At 49.3% G+C, this 22,239-nt stretch carries 14 protein-coding genes and 1 pseudogene; 3 read left to right on the forward strand and 12 right to left on the reverse strand.

Going from position 1 to position 22,239, the window contains the following annotated elements:
• Nucleotides 1–933: 933 nt before the first annotated feature.
• Nucleotides 934–1,462: pseudogene (pyrE, locus tag TY10_RS19370) on the reverse strand (orotate phosphoribosyltransferase).
• A 73-nt stretch (nt 1,463–1,535) separates the two neighbouring features.
• A complete protein-coding gene (locus TY10_RS19375; RefSeq protein WP_042167035.1) occupies nt 1,536–2,771 on the reverse strand; it encodes an APC family permease in 1,236 nt (411 codons plus the stop codon).
• 216 nt (nt 2,772–2,987) lie between these two features.
• On the opposite strand from TY10_RS19375, the gene TY10_RS19380 reads away from it, so the two are divergent.
• Together TY10_RS19380 and TY10_RS19385 are read left to right on the forward strand one after the other, a co-directional pair.
• The gene (locus TY10_RS19380) at nt 2,988–3,977 is read left to right on the forward strand and encodes a LysR family transcriptional regulator (RefSeq protein WP_052350650.1); all 990 of its coding nucleotides are present in this window, start codon (nt 2,988–2,990) and stop codon (nt 3,975–3,977) included.
• Nucleotides 3,978–4,247: 270 nt separating this feature from the next.
• Nucleotides 4,248–8,201: a glycosyl hydrolase family 18 protein gene (locus TY10_RS19385; RefSeq protein ID WP_052350651.1), complete on the forward strand. Its 3,954-nt coding sequence runs from the start codon at nt 4,248–4,250 to the stop codon at nt 8,199–8,201.
• Between the two features lie 73 nt (nt 8,202–8,274).
• On the opposite strand, the gene TY10_RS30565 is transcribed toward TY10_RS19385, so the two are convergent.
• The 9 genes from TY10_RS30565 to TY10_RS19425 form a co-directional block, all read right to left on the reverse strand.
• The gene (locus tag TY10_RS30565) at nt 8,275–9,573 is read right to left on the reverse strand and encodes a discoidin domain-containing protein (RefSeq protein WP_155985975.1); all 1,299 of its coding nucleotides are present in this window, start codon (nt 9,571–9,573) and stop codon (nt 8,275–8,277) included.
• Nucleotides 9,497–11,347, reverse strand: coding sequence for an alpha-amylase family protein (locus tag TY10_RS30570; protein WP_155985977.1), 1,851 nt, complete (start codon nt 11,345–11,347; stop codon nt 9,497–9,499). The genes TY10_RS30565 and TY10_RS30570 overlap by 77 nt, the downstream gene beginning before the upstream one ends.
• A 172-nt stretch (nt 11,348–11,519) precedes the next feature.
• Nucleotides 11,520–11,921 (reverse strand): iron chaperone, encoded by a 402-nt coding sequence (locus TY10_RS19395; protein ID WP_042167037.1) that lies wholly within the window; start codon nt 11,919–11,921, stop codon nt 11,520–11,522.
• A gap of 458 nt (nt 11,922–12,379) precedes the next feature.
• Nucleotides 12,380–12,955: a hypothetical protein gene (locus tag TY10_RS19400; RefSeq protein ID WP_042167039.1), complete on the reverse strand. Its 576-nt coding sequence runs from the start codon at nt 12,953–12,955 to the stop codon at nt 12,380–12,382.
• Nucleotides 12,948–14,699 (reverse strand): sensor histidine kinase, encoded by a 1,752-nt coding sequence (locus TY10_RS19405; protein WP_042167043.1) that lies wholly within the window; start codon nt 14,697–14,699, stop codon nt 12,948–12,950. Before TY10_RS19405 ends, TY10_RS19400 begins: the two co-directional genes overlap by 8 nt.
• Nucleotides 14,696–15,373: a response regulator transcription factor gene (locus TY10_RS19410; protein ID WP_042167046.1), complete on the reverse strand. Its 678-nt coding sequence runs from the start codon at nt 15,371–15,373 to the stop codon at nt 14,696–14,698. Before TY10_RS19410 ends, TY10_RS19405 begins: the two co-directional genes overlap by 4 nt.
• A gap of 283 nt (nt 15,374–15,656) precedes the next feature.
• On the reverse strand, nt 15,657–16,988 hold the full coding sequence (locus tag TY10_RS19415; RefSeq protein ID WP_238327795.1) for a HAMP domain-containing sensor histidine kinase: 1,332 nt from the start codon (nt 16,986–16,988) through the stop codon (nt 15,657–15,659).
• Complete coding sequence (locus TY10_RS19420; RefSeq protein WP_042167050.1) at nt 16,985–17,659, reverse strand: response regulator transcription factor; 675 nt, start codon at nt 17,657–17,659, stop codon at nt 16,985–16,987. The genes TY10_RS19415 and TY10_RS19420 overlap by 4 nt, the downstream gene beginning before the upstream one ends.
• A 54-nt stretch (nt 17,660–17,713) precedes the next feature.
• Nucleotides 17,714–19,681 (reverse strand): serine hydrolase, encoded by a 1,968-nt coding sequence (locus TY10_RS19425; protein ID WP_042167053.1) that lies wholly within the window; start codon nt 19,679–19,681, stop codon nt 17,714–17,716.
• 220 nt (nt 19,682–19,901) lie between these two features.
• Here TY10_RS19425 and TY10_RS19430 point away from each other — a divergent pair, with 220 nt between their 5' ends.
• Nucleotides 19,902–20,639: a GNAT family N-acetyltransferase gene (locus tag TY10_RS19430; protein ID WP_042167055.1), complete on the forward strand. Its 738-nt coding sequence runs from the start codon at nt 19,902–19,904 to the stop codon at nt 20,637–20,639.
• 21 nt (nt 20,640–20,660) lie between these two features.
• Here the strand turns inward: TY10_RS19430 and TY10_RS19435 are convergent, their stop codons facing one another.
• The gene (locus TY10_RS19435; RefSeq protein ID WP_042167058.1) at nt 20,661–21,599 is read right to left on the reverse strand and encodes a phosphotransferase; all 939 of its coding nucleotides are present in this window, start codon (nt 21,597–21,599) and stop codon (nt 20,661–20,663) included.
• Nucleotides 21,600–22,239: the final 640 nt, after the last annotated feature.

Raw genomic sequence — 22,239 nt, forward strand, 5'->3', positions numbered from 1 at the left:
CTGTATAGCGAAAGTTGCTTCGTTAATTTGCGAATCTGCTTCGCTAACGTCCGAGTATCGTACGTTCTTTGGAGAGATGCGGGTTCCACCTCGCTCAGATATTGGTTAGAGCGAACCTGTTTCGCTATTTTGCGAAGAAAAGTTCGCTCTAAAGAGGCTGCGAGGTCATGCTCTTGCCAGAGCGAAGCTAGCTTCGCTACTCATGAACGCAGGTTCGCGATTAGCGAAGATAGGTTCGCTGTACTAACACTGCCCCTGCATTTTCGCCAGTATAGCGAAAATTGCTTCGTTGATTTGCGAACCTGCTTCGCTAACGTCCGAGTATCGTACGTTCTTTGGAGAGATGCGGGTTCCACCTCGCTCAGATATTGGTTAGAGCGAACCCCCGTTCGTTAATTTGCGAACTAGCTTCGCTAATTAAATTTTGTATGGTTGGCAGGTTTCTAGTCCATGCTGCTTATGATTTGCCAGAGGTTGCTGATTAGCTCGGTTGGTGCCTATAGAAAAACGCAGTTATCTTTACTTGTACACAAGCTATTACAACCTTCCGCTCACCTCAGATGGCATAATCCTTAAATAGTGAGATTTTCCCCACTCGCTCCTCTTCTACTAATCAAAATGTAAAAGTGCAGGTTGATTGCTGATTTTCCGCCCATCTCAGGGCTCCAAATACAAAAGTGCAGGTTGTTTAGCCGAAAACGCGGGAATACAGCCATTTCTGCCCCTATAAAATGTACTTTTACATTTTGAAGCCCTTTTTGTCCCGTTATGGCGCAATCAAAATGCACATTTGCATTTTGATCCGCGTCAGCACACTTCGACCAGCCATTTTACTTGTCACTAGTGCGACAACGCTGACGATACAGTGTTTCATCCCCGCAACCAACCATCAAAAAAAAGAGCCGCCCGCAGGCGACTCGTCTCTATCAATATCTATTTCACAGCAGCAAGCAGCTCGTCCATCGTAAAAAAGAGAGTAGAAGGCGAGGCCCGCCCCTTCCAGGTTGTCTCTGCCTGCCGCTTCTCTTTCGATGACGCTGACCACTGCCTGAACCTTTGCCCCATGCTGCTTCAAATCCTCTGCACTGAGCAAAATTTGGCCGCCGGTCGTGACTACGTCCTCAATGATACAGACGTTTTTGCCTGCTATCTCAATGCCTTCGGCTAGCTTGCACGTCCCGTACTCCTTCGCTTTCTTCCGCACGAAAGCTGCAGGTATGCCCGTCTTTAAAGACAGTGCAGTCGCTATCGGAATGCCTCCCATCTCAAGTCCGGCCAACACCTCTGTACCCGGAGGGACCAACGGAGCAAGCTTTTCGGCAATTGCCACGAGCAGCTTAGGATCGGATTCGAATAAATACTTGTCAAAATATTGATCGGATTGCTTGCCTGACCGTAAAAGGAATGTACCCGTCAGATGTGACGCGTTATAAATCTGTTCTGCCAGCTCCATCTTCTCCATACCTTAAAGCTCCCTTCGCAGTGCGGATCATAATTACCAATAATTGCATCATTATCCACCATACCAAAAGAACTCAAGTAAGTCTAACCCTAGAAGAGAAATGTCTATACAAATAATAGACGGCTAAAACTCCGATAAACGCCAAAGACAAAGGTGACGAGTGGAAAAACAGCATCCCGACGAAAAATAGAGCAAGTATGCTGCCGCTAATCTTTATAAATCGACTCGGGATCAGCACAATTCCCGCGACAATGCCAATCAGCGCATTGATCGTCAGAAAGCTGTTGGCGAATGCAACCAGCGCTTCCAGGTCGAATAATCCGGCGCGGACAGCCAGCAGCACGGCGACGTTCAGCACCAATATAGCAAAAACTCCGGCCACCGGAACGTTGTGACGCGACCGCTTGCCAAGAAAAGCCGGAAGCACCTTCTCCGATGATAAGGAAGCGATCAATCTAGCAATGCCTCCTGCATATAGAAAATAAGTAGATCCGCACAGAAACAAAGCGAGTCCCGCCATAATGAGCGGACTCAGCCCCCCAAACAGCGAGTAGATAATGGCTGTAATCGTCAAATCCCCTGCGCTAATTGAGCTAGCAGCCGTCCGCTGAATCGCTGCGGCAACGACGAGATCAACTGCGGAGATTGCCGCAATGCTGATCCAGATTGCTCTGCGGATCGTTTTTTTCGGCTCCCTCACATCGCCGCTGTAATTCCCGATAATCTCCCAGCCGAAGATCGCCCAGAACAGAATCAACAAGGCATAGCCAAAAGCCGACGGATTAAAGCTGCTTGCGATGACAAGCGGCTCGGGATGATCCAGTAATGTTTTCGCCCCGCCCAGAAACAGTACGACAGCTGCGAGAATGGACATCACGAAAGCGACCTTCCCGAGAAAATGAACTCTTGCCAGCAATAACGCGATACATATCGGCAGCAGAATGAAGCTCACAGTCAGAGCTGATGCGCCCCCTAGCTTAGCTATGTATTCACCAGCCGTCAGCAGCACGGCTGATGCGCCGAATGTCACTCCTATTATGAGATAAAAGGCGGCCAGCCGCATGGCATAAGGGCCGAATACATGCTCAACCGCATTCGTCGCTCCCCCGTCACCAGGAAACTGTATGCTAATATATCCGAAAATAAACGCGACCACAAAGCTGATCAAGATAATCGCCAGCCATGCCAAAACGGCCCAATCTTTCGCGATACTGTAGACGATGGGCGGAAGAATTAAAATACCGGAGCCGAGTATCGGCCCGATAATCAAACCACTGAGCGCTATCGGCCCCATTTTGTTCTGTTTCATGCTGCATTCCTCTCCCTGTCCATAACCATACTCCACTTGAACATACTGAACCGTTGCTCGTTCATTCCATTTCTAAATTATACCGTGGCAAAATACGATGTGTTAAAACATAAAAACTGCTGTTTGCTATCGATTGAATCGATAACGAATTGGCTCTTTTTCCGCATTGGCGATACAATAGGACAATAGTGAAAGCTGTTTACAGGAGGAACGAGCATGACTTTTCAGCAAATGAAATATGTAGCGGAAATCGCCCGCTCCGGTTCAATTAATAAAGCAGCAGCCGCGCTGTTCGTCTCGCAATCCAGCATCAGCAGTGCGCTGAAGGAGCTTGAGACGGAGCTGAATATTTCGATTTTTATCCGCAGCAATCAAGGTGTGGAATTGACACCTGAGGGCAGGCAGTTTCTGAGCTATGCCAATTCGCTGCTGGAGCGCAAATCCTATATTGAGAGCCTGTACACTTCGAATCAAGTAGAGCCGGAAGCGCAGTTTTCCGTATCAACGCAGCGCTATCCGTTCGCAGTAGATGCCTTCGTTCGGCTAGTAAACCAAATCGATAATCCGCGGTTCAGCTTTACAATCCGGGAAACCAGCATGGATAAGGTCATTGAAGATGTCTCGGCTTCCGTCTCCGATATCGGCGTCATCTTCACCTCCAACTTAACGGAGAAGATCATCAAACGTTTTCTAGGTACCCGAAATATCGAATTCCATCTGCTGCGCAAAATCCAGCCCTGTGTTTATGTGAGGAAGGGGCATCCTTTGGCGGGAAGAGACTCTCTGAAAGCGGAGGATTTGAATGACTTTATCTATATGGCGTTCGAACATAAACAGGGAGAGTCAATTGATTTTTCAGAGGAATTCAATTTAATTCCAGCCAGAAAGCCCAATCGGACGATTGTCGTCAATGACCGGGCTACTGCCGTTAATATCGTATGCAACACCGACGTCGTCTCGACGGGGAGCGGTCTGCTCGTGGAGGAATTTATGGATGGACGCATTATGTCCATTCCATTGGAGGACTACGGCGACAAAATGCGGCTCGGATGGATTAAGCTGAAAAACAGATCACTTACCCCGGAAACAGAAGTATTCATTGAGCAGTTGAAGGAATCGATTGAGAACGCAATGGTATTCACAGAGAAAGTAAGGCGGGAAGAGCAATCTCACCGCCGGCCTGAACCTCCAACAACACATAACTAATGAATCACCTAAGTTGAAAATAAAGCTTTTACAGGAAGCTGCCAGCAATGGCTCGCCCTATTCGTCATGCCCCTTCTTGCCTCTCGCTTACGCCATTCGAGCCTTCCCGCCATATCCTCTGAGAAAGCGACAACGAATTTCGACAATATTACATTTTTGTAAAATTTTATCCCATTTATCGCATGAATTTCACCTTCCGTTCCATTTGGCTTCCACCCATGATAGAGGGGAGCGTGACTAGCCCTACATTTTATAAGAAGAGGTGATTGAATGTATTGGATGTCTCGCAACAAGAATATGAAGCCGTTATTGATCGCATTCCTCGTTCTAGCGCTGGCCTTTAGCCCGCTGCTGAGCGCAACGGTCTCGTATGCAGAAGAAACAGCTCCTGAGGAGCAAAACGGAGAGCAGGCAGGAGGAGGGCAGGCAGCACAAGACCCTGACGCACCGCAAAACCTGAGTGTTGTTGCTGATTCCGTCACAACAACAGGTGCTACGATCAAGTGGGATCTGGACACTGACAAAAACGATGTTGATATTTGGCTGAAAAGCGACACGAGCGAAAGCTACTTCACATGGGGGAATAGCGGTGAGAAAGTACTGACTGGGCTAACCCCTAACACCACCTACAAATTTTATATCACTTGGTATGAACGCCCGCTTCCTGAAGTCATTCATAAGAGCAACATCATTGAATTTACAACAAAGGAAGGGGAAGTGGTCGTGACGCCGGGCCCGACGGCCGGAGCCACGAATCTGGAGGTTGTCAGTGTCACACATAACAGCGTCAAGCTGAAATGGGTGAACGCAACCGGGATTGACGACTACTGGATTTGGGATACGAACGGCAACTATAAATTTTACGGAAACACACAATTAGCAACTGTAGGCGGCTTAAACCCGGAAACGACCTACTCCTTCTTAATTGGTCCCGACGGCATTCAATGGGCGCAGCTGACACCGGAGCTCAAAAGCAACGTTGTCACCTTCACGACGACAGAGGATCTGTCTGAGTATGAGCCCCTGCCGCTCATGCCGCCGCAGAACTTAAAGGTCATCAGCCTCACAGATTCAAGCGTTACGCTGGGCTGGGAGAGCAGCCCGACAGCCAACGGCTATGAATATTGGATTAACGGAGGCTATAAAGGCGGCATCTGGGACGGCTCCAACCGTCTGACGTACAACCTGACGCCCGAAGAGATCAGCAGCGGCGCGACGCTGACTTTCCTGGTTGGAGCGCAGCTCGCCAATGACGACGGAGTCAAAGCCTCGGAGAAGAGCAATGCAGTCACTCTCACATGGGGACAACTGGATGCTCCGCGCGATCTGCAAGTCGTATCGTCAAACCGTACGACGGCAGCGCTTGGCTGGGCGCCAACACCTGGAGCCAGCAGCTATGATATTTATCAGGATGGCGTTCTTATTGGCAGCAGCAACACGAACCGCTATACCGTAAACGGCCTGACCGCAGGCCAAAGCTATACGTTTACTGCCAAAGCGAAAAACAGCCTTTGGGAATCACCGCTGAGCGGCTCCGTAACAACAGTTCCGGGAAGCAGCTATAACAACGTAACGTATTATACCGCTTGGTCAGGCTATGCCCGCAATTTCAAGCCTACAGATATCGATTTGTCGCAGGTAACGCACATTAACTACGCATTCGCCGACCTTTGCTGGATGAAAGCAGGCTCCAACGGTGTAGAATGCCAGACCGACAAGGTGCCGCTGCAGGATCGATACGTTCACGACGGTGAAATGGTCGTTGGAGACCAGTCGATCGACTTAACCAACTTCCAGACCTTCTCTGGTCTTAAAGATTCCAATCCTCATCTTAAAATGCTAGTTTCTGTAGGCGGCTGGTCCTTCTCCGACCACTTCTCGGATATGGCGGCAACGGAAGAGACACGCCTCTCGTTCTCCGGCTCTGTCGTGAAATTCCTGCGGGCTTATGATTTGGACGGCATCGACATCGACTGGGAGTATCCGGTTGAAGGCGGCGAGGATGGCAACAGCCACCGCCCTGAAGATAACGTCAACTTTACTGCATTGATGAAAACGGTACGGGAGGCTCTAGATTCGGCAGGCGCTGAAGACGGCAAATATTATTTGCTGACGATTGCTTCCCAGCAGGCCGATTCCTTCATACCGAATGCCGATCTGGCAAACTCGGTGCAATACCTCGATTTCATCAATATTATGGCTTACGATTACAGCGGCAATTGGGAGCTGCTCGCTCATCATAATGCCCCGCTGTACTATGATGAGACGCATCCGAAAGCATCCGCTGAGCGCAACAATGTCAGAGGCGGCGCTCTTGGCCATCTGAACGGCGGCGTTCCGCCTCATAAGCTGCTGCTTGGCGTACCTTATTACGGAAAAGGCTGGGAGGGCTGTCCTGAGCCTGGTGAGTACCAGACCTGTACGGGAATTCCGGTAGGCAAGTGGGAAAACGGTTTTTACGATTTCGATGATTTGGAGAACAGCTTTATTGGCAAAAACGGATATGTCCGTTATTGGAATGAATCCGCGAAGGTTCCTTATCTATTCAACGAAGATACAGGCACGTTCATTACTTACAATGACGAAACATCGATGATGTATGCGACATCCCTTGTCAAAACGCTTGATTTGGGCGGCGTCATGAGCTGGGAAATCAGCAATGACGAGAATCGGACGCTGACTGCACAGCTCATCAAGGACTTGCCGATTACCGGCATCGTCAATCCGAATGCGCTTGCTGCACCTCAGCAATTAGTTAAGATTAGCAGCGGTACCAGCTCGGCTGAAATCACGTGGAATGAAGTTGAAGGGGCCACTGCATACGAGGTCTATGTCAATAACCGTTTCCTTGTCACGACAGATAGTACGCAAGGCATTGTGACAGAATTGACGCCAAACACAGACTATACCTTTACTGTACTGGCTATTGCAGAAACCGACGGGCAAATTTCGGAAGTATCACCATTCAGCGCTCCGCTCGTTGTGCGCACTTCCGGCTATGGCTCAACATCAGGCTCATCTGCCCCTCCTGCTGCCGTTGCCACAGGCAAAAACGAACTGGAAGCAGATATCAGCAAAACCGGGGACACTTGGCACCTTCAGATTAAGAAGGATGCCGCAGTGAAAGCCATCGGAGCGGCAGACACCTCGTCTTTCACGATCTCTGCAGCCAAGGAAGCCAAACAAGCCGAGATTACACTGCCTAAAGAAGTGCTTACGGCCCTTGCTGCTAAAGGAGAGGACGCGAAGCTGTCGATTGTTCTGAACGGTGTTACCTACACCCTTCCAGCCCATGCAATCCATCTGGATGCAGACATTCGCATTGTCATTGCTCCGCCTGCGGCCAAAACTGCCGAGGCGATTCAGAAGCTGGCTGAGGCGGAAGGCTTGAAGCTGCTCGTACCGGCGCTTGATTTCCAAATTCTGAAGAAAGCTGCTAATGGACAATTCGAAGAGGTAACCGCATTGGGTTCGCATTCCCTCAGCCGATTATTCACCGTTAGCGGAAGCCTAGACCCAGCCAAAGCAACCGGCGTCGTTTACTTGCCGGATTCCAATGAATTCCGTCCGGTACCGACACGCTTTACGAAAAACAGCGACGGCACCTATGCCGCTGAGCTCATCCGCAATGGGAACAGCATTTACACCATTGTGCACTCAGATATCGCTTACAGCGACGTCACAGCAGAATGGGCGAAGAAGGCCGTTAACCGTGCTGCTGCCAAGCTGCTGCTTGACGGAATTACCGCCGAAGCATTCGGAGTGAACAAGAGCATTACCCGCGCCGAGTTTACGTCCATGATTGTGAAGGGGCTTGGTATTTTACCAATATACGGAGACGCTCCTTATGAGGATGTTGCTGCCGATTCTCCATATGCAGGTGATATTGCCGCGGCGAAGCAGCTCGGTCTCGTTCAAGGCAAATCTGCCACTCAGTTTGATCCGAACGCCAGCATCAGCCGCCAGAATATTGCGGTGCTGCTCGCGAATGTACTGACTTATCTGAAGGTTGATACCAAAGCGGATGAAGCCGTGCTCGCCGGATTCACAGATACCGGAAGCATTGCGCCTTATGCGAAATCCGCAGTGGCGCTTGTCGTTAAACAAGGCCTCATGATCGGCAAATCCGGTACGAAGTTTGATCCGCTCTCCAGCCTAACCCGTGCTGAAGCAGCCGTCATTGTCATCCGTGTACTGGAAACGCATAAGCTGGATAACGTATAGAAGCCTATCTTATGCAAAAAGTCATACGAAGAGAGGAGCAGCCGGCGGCTGCTCCTCTTCTTTCTGTATCTCATTATTTGTAGATCGTAAAGATCAGGTCGCGGTTGCCCGCATTTTCCGTCGTCCAGGTCAAGCCGCCGTCTGTCGATAGCCGTTCGAAGCCACCAGCATACGTATTGCTGTCGCTGTAAGCAAATCCGTATTTGTTATTCGTGGAAGCGTCATCCAGCGAACCCGGCGAACGAAGAATCAATCCGTATTTCTTGCTCGTATCGAGACCTGTCAAACGCGGATAGATCGAATAAGGTGTAGCTGATCCCGGAATGTTGTTCGGCTGCAGCGCAGCGCTGAACAGCTTCCGTACCGGATTGTGGCTAGCGTCCAGCTCGACGATATCCAGATAGAAATTATCCTCCGGCACTTTATTGACGTAGCTCTCGTACAAATAAACATCCATTTTCGGAAGCTCCGATTGCGTCAGTGTGAAGGTCTGCATCCGCTGAATGACGTCGCGAATATCCGAATAGGTGTTATACGCGGAGCCGCTGTTGTCCTGATCAATCCGGTAGCCGGTATTGCCCGGTACGTTATACACCTCGATCTCCTGAATCGATGGGATGAAACGGGATTTGTTGATGTATAGTCTGATTTTTGAAGTGTTTACGGTCGGAAAATCAAATACGCGGCGGTCTCCCAGCGTAAAGCCTTTCGTCAAGTTCACATAGGCCGATCCATCCCAATATTGCAGCGTATACGTATCGATCTGGAAGCTCTGGCTGCCGGAGCCGTATTCGCTGACAGCAACCCGGTTTACGTTAGTGGCTGCTCCAAGATCTACCTCCAGCCATTGATTGTTCGCCGTACCGCTCGCCCCGCTCCAGCGTGTGCTGACCGAGCCGTCAATCGCTTTGGCTGCATCGTATCCGCTGGACCAAATAGAAGATGCAGAAGCCGATTTGCCCAGCGCAAGATTGACCGGTGCCGTCGGCAGCGACGAAGGCTGCTCAGAGATTCGAACGATGATAGACTCGCCCGGCTTCAAAGTGCGAGAGTAGCTTCCTGTATATTGCCCGATTTTCGTACTGCTGTAGATCTCGGTCAGTGTGTAGTTCGTGCTAGCGTTTAACCCGAGATCAGCGAATGCCAGCGAGACAGACGCTGAATTGTTCATATCCCAGTTGGACAGCCCGACGATACGATCGCCGTTAGTGTCTGTCAAATAGATGGCTATCGGCGAGTGCTCCAGCTTATGATAGAAATTCGACATTTTCACAGGCTTGGCTGCGCCGCCTTTTTTAAACCAGATCAAGCAGGCCGGCGTTGCGTAAAATTGCCATCCGATCCTCGGAAATAAATGGTACGTTGTCGCCAATCAGCCAATGTCCTCCGCCAAGCGCAATTGCGGTCGAGAGGAGCGTTCCCTCGTTCAAGGTGATTTTATCGAAGCCATAAATAACGCTCTCCGGGAAAATCATATCGACATCGTTGTACGCATACAACGTATCGTTCGTCCACCAAGAAGCGGCGGCATTAAACGCTTGGCGCTCGATGCCCGGATAGGATTCAAGGCCGATCGTCGTATCCACGCCCGTTCTTCTGCCGTGAGCATAACCGGTAGGCAGAAGCGGTGCTATCGATTCATTAATATAAATGTCTTGAGGGGCTGCGAGCAGCGCATCCCGCATAATCTGCATACCGATCCGGTAGGCCTGCATACCGTTTTTCGTCGTGTCGTAAAACTTGCCGTCATACATGCCCAGATCGATGAAATCGAGCTTTACATAGTCAAAACCGGGCTGTACATGATACGTGTCCATAATCCAAGCGATGTAGGCTTGTCCACCTGGATGAGTGGCATCAACAATGTACGTGTTGATATAGGATTTTATCGGATTGCCGCTGGCATCCTTAAGGGCAATTTCCCCAAACGTATAAGACGTCGTAGGAACGGTAGCCGTCAAATCATCAAAGATTGCGAATGGCGCGGAATACGTCCCGGCCTTCATCCCTTTGCCATGTACATAGGCGACGAAATCATCGAGATTCTCCAGATCGGTCTTGTTCTCAACCCCTTGGTAGCAGCAATCCAGATTCATATAATTGTAGCCCAGCGGCTTCAAATGCTCCTCGAAGTAATCGGTCATCGGGAACATTGCGTCAGCTGTCGGGTATGCATAGTAGGCATACCAAGTGTTGAAGCCAATCGGCACATCATCATTCCACTCCAGCTTAGGCTCTGCGATGGCATAGGTGCGGCCAAACGTCTCCAGACCTTGCTGGTAATCATCAAAGTACCCAAGGAAAAATAAATCCGAGCTTACCGAGGTGCCACTCTGTTGTCCGCCCGCATTGTAGATGGAGAACCCGGTCAACGGGCCGTTGGCCGTTGCAGCTTGGCGTAAATACTGCATGCTTTTCCAATTGAACGTTGACGCAGCTCCTGCAACGACGCCATGCTTATTGGTATTGTCGAATACCGAAGCCACCCAATAGCTTGTCCCGTTAAAATCCGACCACGTTTCACCTGCGCCATATGGCCGGTCGTAGCCGTTCTGGCTTTTGCCGAAATCATTAACTGGAGCTACGCCGAAGTCATAGTTGTTCGTATACGGCGTTGTATAGATCCGCTTGTCCGAGCCCGCTCCGATATTCAGGTTGTTAGCAGCAATCGGCTCCAAGAAGTCGATGCTTTGACTTGTCCCGTTGTTCACGGTCATATCCGTTAGAATATAGGACTTGTCCTCGTACATCGAAATCCGAAGAATGATTGTTGAGCCAGAATTCAGCTGATTCGTAATCGTCAGCCGCTGGCCGTTCGCTCCATAGCCGTCATTACCGGTCGCCGCCCAGCTCGCGGTTCGCGTCGCCGGGCCGGTCGAGCTGATTCGGGTGCTGTTTCCCGCCACACTGTAATCGGAATAAAAGTCCGATAAAATAACGGTACTTCCGGCTGAGAAATTGCCTTTGCCAGTCGCTAAATCATAAGTAAGAGTCAAAAATCCATTGGTAGCGCTTACAATTGTGCCTGTCTGAGAGATCGTGACCGCTGATGCTGCTGCAGCCGGAGCCGCTGAAGGCGCCCAGCCTGCCAGCACCAGTACAACCACGAGTAATGCTTGGACCATTTTCCTTGATTCCTGCACCATTCCTTAATTCCCTCCCGCAACAATAGATTGGAGATACTGTTAAATATCTCCTAATCTAATCTTGCATGGCGGAGCTGTCCCTAACAATTCAAAAAATTGTCCATCCTGCGTTCAATTTTTTGCACGGATGGCTGATTGGCCAACTGAATGACTGACTGATGGCTTGGTGATACTACTTTGCGCTTTTCTTTTTGTTAGCGGCCTTGCTGGCTGCCCGTTCGATATTATCCGCTACTCTGTAGTTAACGATCTCACGAATAAGCTCCAGCGGCATAGGCTTGTCTATCGGGAATTGGACCGACCCTTTCGCCCCTTTGTAGGCAGACAACTGCTCTTTGAACGCTGCAATCCCGCTGGCCCCCGGGTAAAATCCGATATGATGCTTGAACGCGGCAAAATGGACCAAATTTCCGTGTAGCGCAAACGTCGGCATCGCATAGCTGATCTTCTCTGTCGCTTCAGGCGCAGCTTCCTTGATGACTTGTCTAACCTGCTGAAGAATGGCCTGCACCTCCGGCGAGAATTGAGCGATATAGTCGTCGGTGGATTCGAATGGCGTTTTGTTGGACTCCATAATGGGCTCCTTTCGTGGTTCGTGATTGAATGGTTATGTTGATTATAAACTGTATTCTAGTGTTGAGTAATTAGCAAGTTTGGACTAGCCTCCCTACGCCAAACAAGAAACAAAATGCAAAAGTGCATGCTGATTTGCGTAAAACAGCCCAAATCAGCGTTCAAAATGTAAAAGTACATTTGAAATCGTTCGATTTTGCTCCAAAAGGCCCTTTTGGACCAATCAAAATGCACTTTTGCATTTTGATGCGATAAATCGCCGAAAAACCGGCTGACAACCTGCACTTTTGCATTTTGATTCGTTGTTCGGTACTGTGAATGGACTATGAGGAGAAATTGGGGACGGTGCAGCCAGCCAAGCCAGCTCAGTTATAGGTACTTTAAATGAAAAAAAGACTGTCGAGATCCCTCGACAGCCTTACCCGCCGCACCCGGTTGAGCTTCCCCAAACTTAACTCTTTACTTCAACGTGATTTTCTTTTTCCACGTCAGCTCTTTGCCCTGCTCATTTTTGAAAATAAAGATGGCCTGGCCTTCCTCGCCCTTCATCTCATCGGGGTAGAAGAAGCCCATGAATTGCCCATTGCCGCTAATGTAAAAGCCGTCCTCGCCGCTGCCGCCATGCTCAACCGCTTCTGCAATCGTATTTTTCACCGTACTTTTGTCGGATACCCACTGCATTTCAGACAGCGAGTAGCCTTCCGGACGCTTGTTAACCGAGAAATCGAAGCTGTTGCCCTCGCTAGGCTTCGGCGTCTGGTCGATAATGATCAGGATTTCCTGATCTCCTGCCTCCGCTCCGCTATCCCCTTTATCCGGCTTATCTGTAGGTGCAGTTGTCTCTGTTCCTGTATTTGTGCCCGTATTAGTACCCGTATTCGTATTCGTGTCTGGTTTTTCCGTCTGAGTCTGGTTCTGCGTCGTGTCTGGTGTGTTGAACGTTCCAGACTGGTCGTTGGCACCGCATGCGCTAACGATCAACAATGCGGCAAGCGCTGTAGCTGCAAATAGGTACTTCGGTTTCGGTTTATTCACGATGTTCTCCCCTGCTTTCTTGTAATGTGAAGTAAAAGGCGACGCCTTCCTCCGTATTCCTTACACCAAATTGGCTTGCGTGAAGCTCCATAATATGTTTGACGATCGCCAGCCCTAACCCGGTTCCGCCGGATTTGCGGTCACGGGAGCGCTCCGTCCGGTAAAATTGCTCCCAAATCCTCTCTAAATCTTCCTCTGCTATAGGTGAGCCTGCATTGGCAATAACCGTATTTATCTCTCCGGCCGCACTCCGTTCTATCGTAACGGTAATGACACTGTTCTCCGTTGCATGGCGAACCGCATTGCTCAGCAGATTCATGACAACCTGTTCGATCCGCACCGGATCGGCGGTTACCATCAATGCCTCTTCAGCGTCTATGCGAATTTGAAGCTGCTTGCTCTCCAGTTGCCCGGAAAAGGATTCTGCTGCTCCCTTAATCAGCACGCCTAAGGAAAAATTCCGGGGCTGCAGCCGGACGGCTTTGACCTCGTATTTGGAAAGCTCCAGCATATCCATAATCAGCGCGTTCATCCGATCGGTTTCATTAACGATTAAGGCCAGATAACGGTCTTTTTTATCGCCGGCTACTCCGTCCTGAAGACCTTCCGCGAACCCTTTTACAATACCAAGCGGGGTCTTCAGTTCATGGGAAATGTTAGCCACCAGCTCCTTCCGAAGCTGTTCAGACCGCTGCTTCTCCTCTACATCCGCCTGCAATTGCAGGTTCGCCTGAGTCAGCTCCTTTAAAGCCTTGTCCAGATTCCGGGACAGCTCGACCATATGCCGGGACAGCTCGCCAAATTCATCCTTGGAATGAATTTCGGGCTGCACAGTAAAATCCAGCTGGGCAAGCCGCGCTGCCGAACGGCTTAAGCTCACTAGCGGACGAGAAACGATCCGGGAATAGATGAAAGACAGCAAGACGGCAAGCAGCAAAATAATCGGAGCGAGATAGATGAAATATTGCTTCAGAATAGCAACGGCTTCTCCAACCGGCTGCAGCGAGGCCATTACAAATAAATAACGGCTCCCGTCCTCTGACAAGGACTTCAACAGAACCACATACTGCACACCGCTCCAGCTGTCTCTCCACTCCGCCTGCACGAACCCGTTTTTGTGCAAGAGCGCAAGGTTCGACGCCTCTGCCTCAGCAGACTGCCATTCCCGAAGAGCATCATCTATAAGGCCATCCTGATAAATCGGATTATAGCTGCGTTTCTCAGGCAATATATAGTCCGTTACCCGCCCCTCAATGCGTACCAGCCCTTCCCCCAGCTCCGAGCTTTCCCGGCTTATCCTGACAGGATGCATGATGGTATCTGCTTCATCCATAAAAATCCCGTCAACCACCAAATGATCGCCCGCTTGAATACCGTGAGGAATATCCTCGACCGTCATCCCCTCCGTCGGAAGCTGTACGGTAACGGTCTTTCCGTCTACTTGAAGCAACAAATAGTAGGGAGCAATAACCATTCGTTCAAAATGGCTGTTTAATATTGCGATGCTGGCATCATTCTGATTCATAAACGTTCCAAGCTGAAAGGGAATCCGCTGTTTATCCGCATCGGCTTGCTTGAACTGCTCTGCAAAATGATTCATGTTCCGCTCTAGTGCATGGATTTTGGAGGACCGGTAAAACCGTTCGAAGAAGATCCCCTCTGCCAGCATTACGATTGAAAAAACGATTAAGATTAAGACCGAGGTGACAACGAATAATTTGAGAACGACCCCTTGTTTTCTCATGCTTCCATCTCAAACTTATAGCCGGATCGAATGACTGTACAAATATAGCGCCCTTCGTCTCCAAGCTTGGCTCTTAATTTCTTGATGTGGGTGTCTACCGTACGCAGGTCTCCCAAATATTCGTAGCCCCATACCGCATCCAATATATGCTCGCGGGACAGCACTCTTCCGTAATGCTTGATAAGAAACAGAAGCAGATCATATTCCTTAGGGGACAAGGTAACAGTATTGCCTGCAACGGCTACCGTATGCGCCGCTCTGTTGACCGTCAGCTCGCCATAGACGAGGCGGTCACCTTCGCGTCCAATCGTCCCTTCCGTCCGTTTCATCAAGGCTGTAGCTCGTGCGACCAGTACACGCGGACTGAGCGGCTTGGTTACATACTCATCGGCGCCAAGCTCGAAGCCCATCACTTGATCGTCATCCTCTGCTCTGGCTGTAATCATAATAATCGGAACCGCCGATTTCTCGCGGATACGCCGGCATACCGACCAGCCATCCATTTCAGGCATCATAATATCGAGAACGATAAGATCGACAGAAACTTGATCGAACAGCTCCAAAGCGATTTTTCCATTCTCCGCTTCATATACTTCCCATTGTTCCTTCCTGAAATAATCCGTTATAAATTCACGCATCAGCGTATCGTCTTCAACCAGTAATATTTTTCGCATTTAGCCACACACCCCGCATCCAGCCTGTCATCGATTCGGCATCTGCCGATATTTCCTTCATGTTACCACAACAGGTTCGAAATACGGCAATCGCTCCGCCCCCCAGGAACAAGACTTAGTATAAAGATCTCCTGTGTCCTTCGTGTGTATTCCTTATGCACGCGAGAAGAACTTTCCCTAATATAGCGCACAATAAATCTCCATTTCGAAAAACAAAAGAAGCCCAAGCGCTGATTCCGCGCTTGAGCTTCCTATTATCCTCTATTGGAACGGCAGCCGCACTTCAACTGTCGTGCCTTCGCCAACCCGGCTTTTCATTTCGATGCTGCCATGATGAAGCGCGATAAATTTTTTTCGCGATGGCTAGCCCCAGTCCGTTACCGCCAACGCTCCGGTTTCTTGCGGGATCGGTCTTATAGAACCGCTCGAAAACCATTTCGAGCTGCTCCGGCGAAACTCCGATTCCCGTATCAGAGATGGAGAACAAAATTTCATTCTCGAACCGCTTAATCCCAATGTCGATATGTCCGCCCTCGGGCGTAAACTTGATGCCATTGCCGAGCAAGTTCATCCACACCTGATTGAGCTGATCGCGGTCCGCCGTGATTTTCACCGAATCCTCCATATCCAGATCGACCCGGATGCTCTTGGCCGACCATTGCGGCTCACAGGTAACGACGACCTGCTTGATCTGCTCCACGAGATTGTACGTTACCGCTTCGAACGGATGATGCTCGGAATCCAGCGAAGCCAGCTTCAGCAAATTGTCACTCAGCCGGGACAGCCGTCCGCTTTCGGAAATAATAATGTCCAAATAATAATTCCGGTCGCTCTCCGCCACGAGGCTGCTATTCTTCATCGCCATCGCAAAGCCGGTAATCGAAGTCAGCGGCGTCTGAATTTCATGGGAGACGTTGGAGACAAAGTCCTGCCGCATCTGCTCCAGCTGCTTCAGCTCGCTTGCCATCTCGTTGAAGCCCTGCGTCAAGACGCCAACCTCGTCCGCCCGTTTCGTCTTGATCTCGACATCGAAATCTCCCTTGGCGAGCCGCTTCGTTGCTTGCGTCAGCGTCTGGAGCGGCTTGACCAAATAGCGCGCCGCGATGATGATGCACAGGCTGCCGATCGACAGCCCCAGCAGCAAGATGAGCAGCAGCATCCGGTTGAATACATTCTCATTCTGCGAGGTGAATTGCATAAACATGGCATGCTCTTCCCCATCGAACGGGAAAGGGAGACCAACAAACGTCAGCTCCTGTTCAATAGGAGAACGGTACGCCTTTCCTTGCAGTACCTGCTGGATCGCCTCCGGCGTAATGACGGCATTCTCCGAATGGCTGGGGCCATAGATCGTCACTTTGCCGGAAGTGTCATACAGATGAATCCGGTAAGCAGACACATTCGCCATTCTTGCGATGAACCGGCCGCGATCGACAGGCTTGGTCTGCTCATAAAGCTCGATCATCTCTTTGCCGGCAGCGAGCATATCGTTCTGTCCGGCATGGTTGATTTCTTTCTGAAACAAAAACATTCCGGCAAGAAAAGAGGTTAGCAGACTGAACAGAATAACGGCCAGAAAGGTGAACACGATACGTACGTATAACGTCTTGATCATGAAAGGACGAGCCTGTAGCCCAAGCTGCGGGCCGTCTCAATCTGAAAATGATGCGTATCGCCCGTGAACCTCTCCCGCAGCCGCTTAATATGGACATCGACGGTCCGGTCGTCGCCCTCGTAATTTTTTCCCCAAATGTGAGTAATGAGCTGCTCCCTTGTAAAAATCTGGCCGGGGTGGTTCGCCAGCTTGAACAGCAGTTCAAATTCTTTGAGCGGCAGCGTAAACGTTTCTTCCCCGCGAATGACTTGGTAGTTGAGACGATTCAGTACGATTCCGCCAAGCTGCACGGTCTGGGACGAGACGATCTGGTATCGCTTGAGCAGCGCCTTCACCCGCATGACCAGCTCCATCGGATCAAACGGCTTCGTTAAATAGTCGTCCGTTCCAAGCTGGAATCCTTTTACCTTATGCGCAGACTCCCCTTTGGCCGTAACCATCAGAAGCGGAATGTTGGAATCGATGCTCCGGATTTCCCTGCACAGCTCCCAGCCGTCCAGATGAGGCATCATAATGTCGAGAATGACCATATCCACCCCGTCGTTCTCCACAATCGCCAGCGCCTCCGCACCGTCCTTCGCCTCCACAAGCTCATAGCCTTCATTTCGTAAAAATAAAGCAATCAGCTCGCGAATCCGCGCATCGTCATCCGCGATCAGAATTTTTGCCATTGGAACTACGCCTCCACTATGAGTCAAATTCCTCCTGAGTGGAGGCTTGTTACATTATCCAAATTGCCAGCCTAACAGATTCCAGTAATAGAAGAACGCACACATAGCGACAGCAGCCAGCGCAATCAATGTGTAATGTACGCGTTTCAGCAGCGTCCAGTAGCTGTTCTTCCATGCCAATACACTAAACGCAAGAAGCGCCACTGTTAATACAACGAGTATAATCGGCATGAACAGAAAGATATTTAATGATGATGTAATCCGGCTTAGCCTGTCTATAAGTCCCATGTTCAGCACGATGACGAACGTTCCGAGGCTAGTTGCGATGGCCCAGCCGGCAGTAATCGCGGATAGCCGGACTGCCCACTTTTGCATAACTGGCATTGCTTTAATGTCGCGGCGGCGATAGATGGCGCTAAGCAATACAGTGACGAACAGGGCTAGTGAAAGACCCAGCAACGGAAACCAGAGCTTCGTCTGATTGATCAGCGGTGCCCGCTCCAGCGGCTCGGATGACAGGAAATCGATGAATAGATGCGTGACTTTCCCGGATTCATCCGTGCGGAAAGCGATTAGATTGCCTTCCTCACTTTGAAATAGATCATCGCCTATCGGAGCGTAGGTCTGCTGCTCAGCCCCGCTGCCAATTGTTAATCGGTTGCCAGCTACGCCAATGCTCATTTTCGCCAAAAAGCTGTAAAACTTATCAATAGCCGTATGATTGCGGCGTACGAATTGGTACGAGCCCGCATACTTTTGCAAGGACTCATCCGGTGTCGAGCTTGCAGGAGGCAGATTCACTGTGGGAGCCGGATAGTAACGGTCCAGCAAAGCTTTGGTCAAGCCCATTGCAGCAAGCGACCCTTCGCCCCCGCTGTAGGATAAGAAAATACCGAATTTCTTCTCAGGAATGAGATGCAGTTCTGTCGTGAACAAAGGATCAGCGCCGCCGTGCGAAATAATGCGCAGTCCGTTTATTTTCAGCTCATAGAATCCAAGGTCCAGCGCCGGCATGCCTTTATGGAATACAAAAGCAGGTGAATGCATCAGCTCAGCCGTTTCCGGCTTCAAGATCTGCTTGTCTCCATAACGTCCATTCTGAAGATGGGCGATCATGAAATGAGTCATATCGATTGCCGATACAGACCCCGATCCCGCGGGACGGAAGCCGCCTTCGAACGTAGGAGGCTGAGTGATATAGCTACCGCCATCTCTTGCGTAGCCGATTACCTCATGCGGCTTAAGCGCAGCCGGGACAGGCTCTTGGACGGAAGCGTATTTCATATCAAGCGTGTCGAAAATATTTTTCTGTATATAGTCATTATAAGGCATTCCGCTCACTTCTTCGACGATAAGTCCGGCAAGCGCCGTACCATAGTTGGAATAGGACATCATCTCGCCGGGAGGGTTCACCCGTGCCAGCCTATGCTTGGTTAGCGTCTCCGAGATCGAGCCCGGCAGCTTGGCCGGATCGGTCGTAATCTGGTAGCCGACACCGCCTTCTTCAAAGCCTGCAGTATGCGTCATCAGATGGCGCATCGTAATCGGCTGCGAGTACGTGTCGGGGACCTTCATCGATTTCAGATAGGAGTTAATATCGGCATCGAGATCGATTTTGCCTTGCTCGACCAGCTGCATAACAGCCGTCCATGTAAACAGCTTCGTTGTTGAAGCGATGCGGAACAGGCTAGTTTCTGGATCGATAGGCGTACCTTTTTCAATATCGGCATGTCCATAACCTTTTGCAAGCACCGTCTTCCCGTCTTTGACGATGGCGATGACCGCGCCAGGAATCTTGTAGTTTTCCATTTGCACATTCATAATGCCGTCAATGAACGCAGCCAGCTTCGTACTGTCATTGATGTCAGCTGCGCCCTCCAGTTCCGACGTTATTGCCGCCGTTGCGGTTTGCTCTGCAGCAGACGCAGGCGTCTGATTTCCTAGCAAACTCGTGCCCAGCACTGTGATTAGCAGCGCCAGCAAAATTGTTTTCGCGTACATTTTCCTCATCGATGATGACATGATAAGCCTCCAGCATTCAGTATATTTTGTGAATAATGAACTCCTCACTTACAAGAGAGAGCTTATCACAATCATGTGAACGCAGAATGAATTAAGCACTGTTTTCGCGAAAAAATTGATTACTGTTGAGGCTGGAGGTAGTAAACATCTATAAATGAGTATTGTATATTTATTCATATTAAAGTATTATTATTCAAAATGACTATAAGGAGACTCTACGATGGACGGTAAATCGATTGAAGAATTATGTCTGAACAACTGGCAGCCTTTGTCCACTTTGCTCTATGACGGGTGGGTGCTGCGCTTTGCTAATGGCTATACGAAACGGGCCAACTCCATCAACCCTATTCATTATTCGACCTTCGAGCTGGATGAAAAAATCGAGCAATGTGAGCAGATGTATGCGGCCCATTCTCTTCCGGCGATTTACAGGATCACTCCCTTTGTCCATCCGGCACACCTCGATCAAGCGTTGGAGGAGAAAGGTTATAACACGTTTGATCATTCAATCGTGAAGGCCGTTAGGCTGGACGGGGTTAGAGAGCCTGACCAGCATCAAGTCCGGATCGATGAAACATTAACTGCAGAATGGCTTGATCATTTTTTCAAGCTTAGCCAAACTCCGGAAAGCTATAAGAGCGTGATGGAGCGGATGCTATCCAATATTAATACGACAAAGGGATTCATATCGTTATATTATGAGGGACAGGTAGTCGCGTGCGGCCTTGGCGTCATCGAGCGGGACTATATCGGGTTATTCGATATTGTGACAGATGCAAGCTTCCGCAATCGGGGCTTTGGGGAGCAGATGATTCTGCATCTGCTGCAATGGGGGAAAGAAAAGGGGGCAGTATATAGTCATTTGCAAGTTCTCGCAAATAATGCGCCTGCCCTGCGGCTTTATTCGAAACTAGGCTATTCCGAAATGTATCGGTATTGGTACCGGGTGAAGGTGTAGATGAAGGTGAAGGAGAGAGGCTTATGAAGTCGCCATTTTCAAATACTTGATGAGCCCCTCTTTGGCTCGCAAATCATGGGCCCATGCGCCGAGATTCCATGCCATGAAACGGAGGCCCAAATAGCGTGCTGCAATTTTGTACTGTGACTCAAACTTTGCGCTTGGCAGCACTACTCCATGAGAAGACAATTCGTCAAGGTAGTCCCTTGCCTGGACTATATCGAGCCTTAACGGAACATCGAGGTAAAGGGAACCGTATCTGGCTTCCTCCCAATCAATGAAATAAACGTCATCATTATTATGTACGAGAACATTTCCGGGATTAAGGTCATTATGTATTAACGTATGCGAGCTCTCGTCGTTCAGGACAACTTCAAGATCAGCAGTTATACAGGCGGCAGCTGCTTCAACCTCAGGAATATAAGCGCCGAATGCTTCGATGAATGATTCGGTTTGTATGGCCTTTTCCCAAGACGGTCTCCACCGTGTATTTAGCATTTGCTCAGCATGATCACGAGTTGCCGCTGGAAGCCATAACAGTTGTTCCTTACACCCTAGATTTGACTGATGGATGTAGGCTAAAGCGGCCGCTTCTTTCTTTTGAAGCAAATCGATATTCAGGTTCTGATAGTCTGTATGCTCGTCCACATTCTGAATACATAGAAGTGCCCGATGCTCAGAGTCCATATCGTTTGTATGGCTAAAGGGAACGTTAGCTGACTGTGAAAACAATCGGTGAAGGATGAGACGTTCCGTACGGCTCGCCATCTTGGTAATAAGTGAGACGCTTCTCCTTGTTCCTTCATCTTCGAGTACCACTTGATGCCGGGATAGATCAACTGCCTGGAAGCCTAGATGCAGCGGCGCGCTCTCAATCTCCACTACAGCAGCCGAAGCAGAGATGAACTTCTTTACCGCAGCTTGTATCAACTCGAATATTTCATTAGTTTGAGTACTCATAGTATCCCTCCGAACACCAGTCTAAATTCCCATCATTGCTTGAAAAGCAGTGTAACAATAAAAGATTATCATTGAAGTAAAAGCTAATAAATAAGAGGCATTCAAAACAGCCAAATACATAAAACTTACTATACTATTTTTCCGATATTGGATGACTGCTTGTACGAAAGCAACAAATGACAGGACAAAACAAATAAATGTGCCTCCAAAAAGAATTAAAATGAACGTCTTCATACTACTTGAAATCGTCTCATCCACAATAGAGCTGGCATTCACAAGCATCGTGATTACAGCGGTTATTAAAATAGTCCAGCTACTTATTCCAATTATTGCGATAATATTGGCTTTTCTCATTTTCAGTTTAGTTTTAATAATTACTTCTCTCCCTGCTCCGCGTTTTGAAGATGCTCGTGATATGGAATAACAATAGAAAATGATAAAACAATAATGCTCCAGCTATTCCTAGATCATTAATGAGAAAAAACTCCTTAAAGGATGTGAAGCTAGGCATACTATACGTTATAGTTAGCCAGAATATATTGATAGCTATAAAACCCGCGATCACATAGAGAAATAGCTTATACATGTATTTAAAAATCCTATTTCGTTTTACAATTAGCGGCGTTCCCCATTTATGTTC

Origin of the sequence: Paenibacillus gorillae (assembly GCF_000513275.1) — a bacterium.
Classification (GTDB): Bacteria; Bacillota; Bacilli; order Paenibacillales; family Paenibacillaceae; genus Pristimantibacillus; species Pristimantibacillus gorillae.

Bases quoted from the DNA above. Each gene is read 5' to 3' on its own strand.
- TY10_RS19395 (WP_042167037.1), bottom strand. From the start codon at position 11,921: ATGGAGTCCAACAAAACGCCATTCGAATCCACCGACGACTATATCGCT.
- TY10_RS19425 (WP_042167053.1), bottom strand. From the start codon at position 19,681: ATGTCATCATCGATGAGGAAAATGTACGCGAAAACAATTTTGCTGGCG.
- TY10_RS19405 (WP_042167043.1), bottom strand. From the start codon at position 14,699: ATGAGAAAACAAGGGGTCGTTCTCAAATTATTCGTTGTCACCTCGGTC.
- TY10_RS19410 (WP_042167046.1), bottom strand. From the start codon at position 15,373: ATGCGAAAAATATTACTGGTTGAAGACGATACGCTGATGCGTGAATTT.
- TY10_RS19415 (WP_238327795.1), bottom strand. From the start codon at position 16,988: ATGATCAAGACGTTATACGTACGTATCGTGTTCACCTTTCTGGCCGTT.
- TY10_RS19420 (WP_042167050.1), bottom strand. From the start codon at position 17,659: ATGGCAAAAATTCTGATCGCGGATGACGATGCGCGGATTCGCGAGCTG.
- TY10_RS19375 (WP_042167035.1), bottom strand. From the start codon at position 2,771: ATGAAACAGAACAAAATGGGGCCGATAGCGCTCAGTGGTTTGATTATC.
- TY10_RS19385 (WP_052350651.1), top strand. From the start codon at position 4,248: ATGTATTGGATGTCTCGCAACAAGAATATGAAGCCGTTATTGATCGCA.
- TY10_RS19430 (WP_042167055.1), top strand. From the start codon at position 19,902: ATGGACGGTAAATCGATTGAAGAATTATGTCTGAACAACTGGCAGCCT.
- TY10_RS19380 (WP_052350650.1), top strand. From the start codon at position 2,988: ATGACTTTTCAGCAAATGAAATATGTAGCGGAAATCGCCCGCTCCGGT.
- TY10_RS30570 (WP_155985977.1), bottom strand. From the start codon at position 11,347: ATGGTGCAGGAATCAAGGAAAATGGTCCAAGCATTACTCGTGGTTGTA.
- TY10_RS19435 (WP_042167058.1), bottom strand. From the start codon at position 21,599: ATGAGTACTCAAACTAATGAAATATTCGAGTTGATACAAGCTGCGGTA.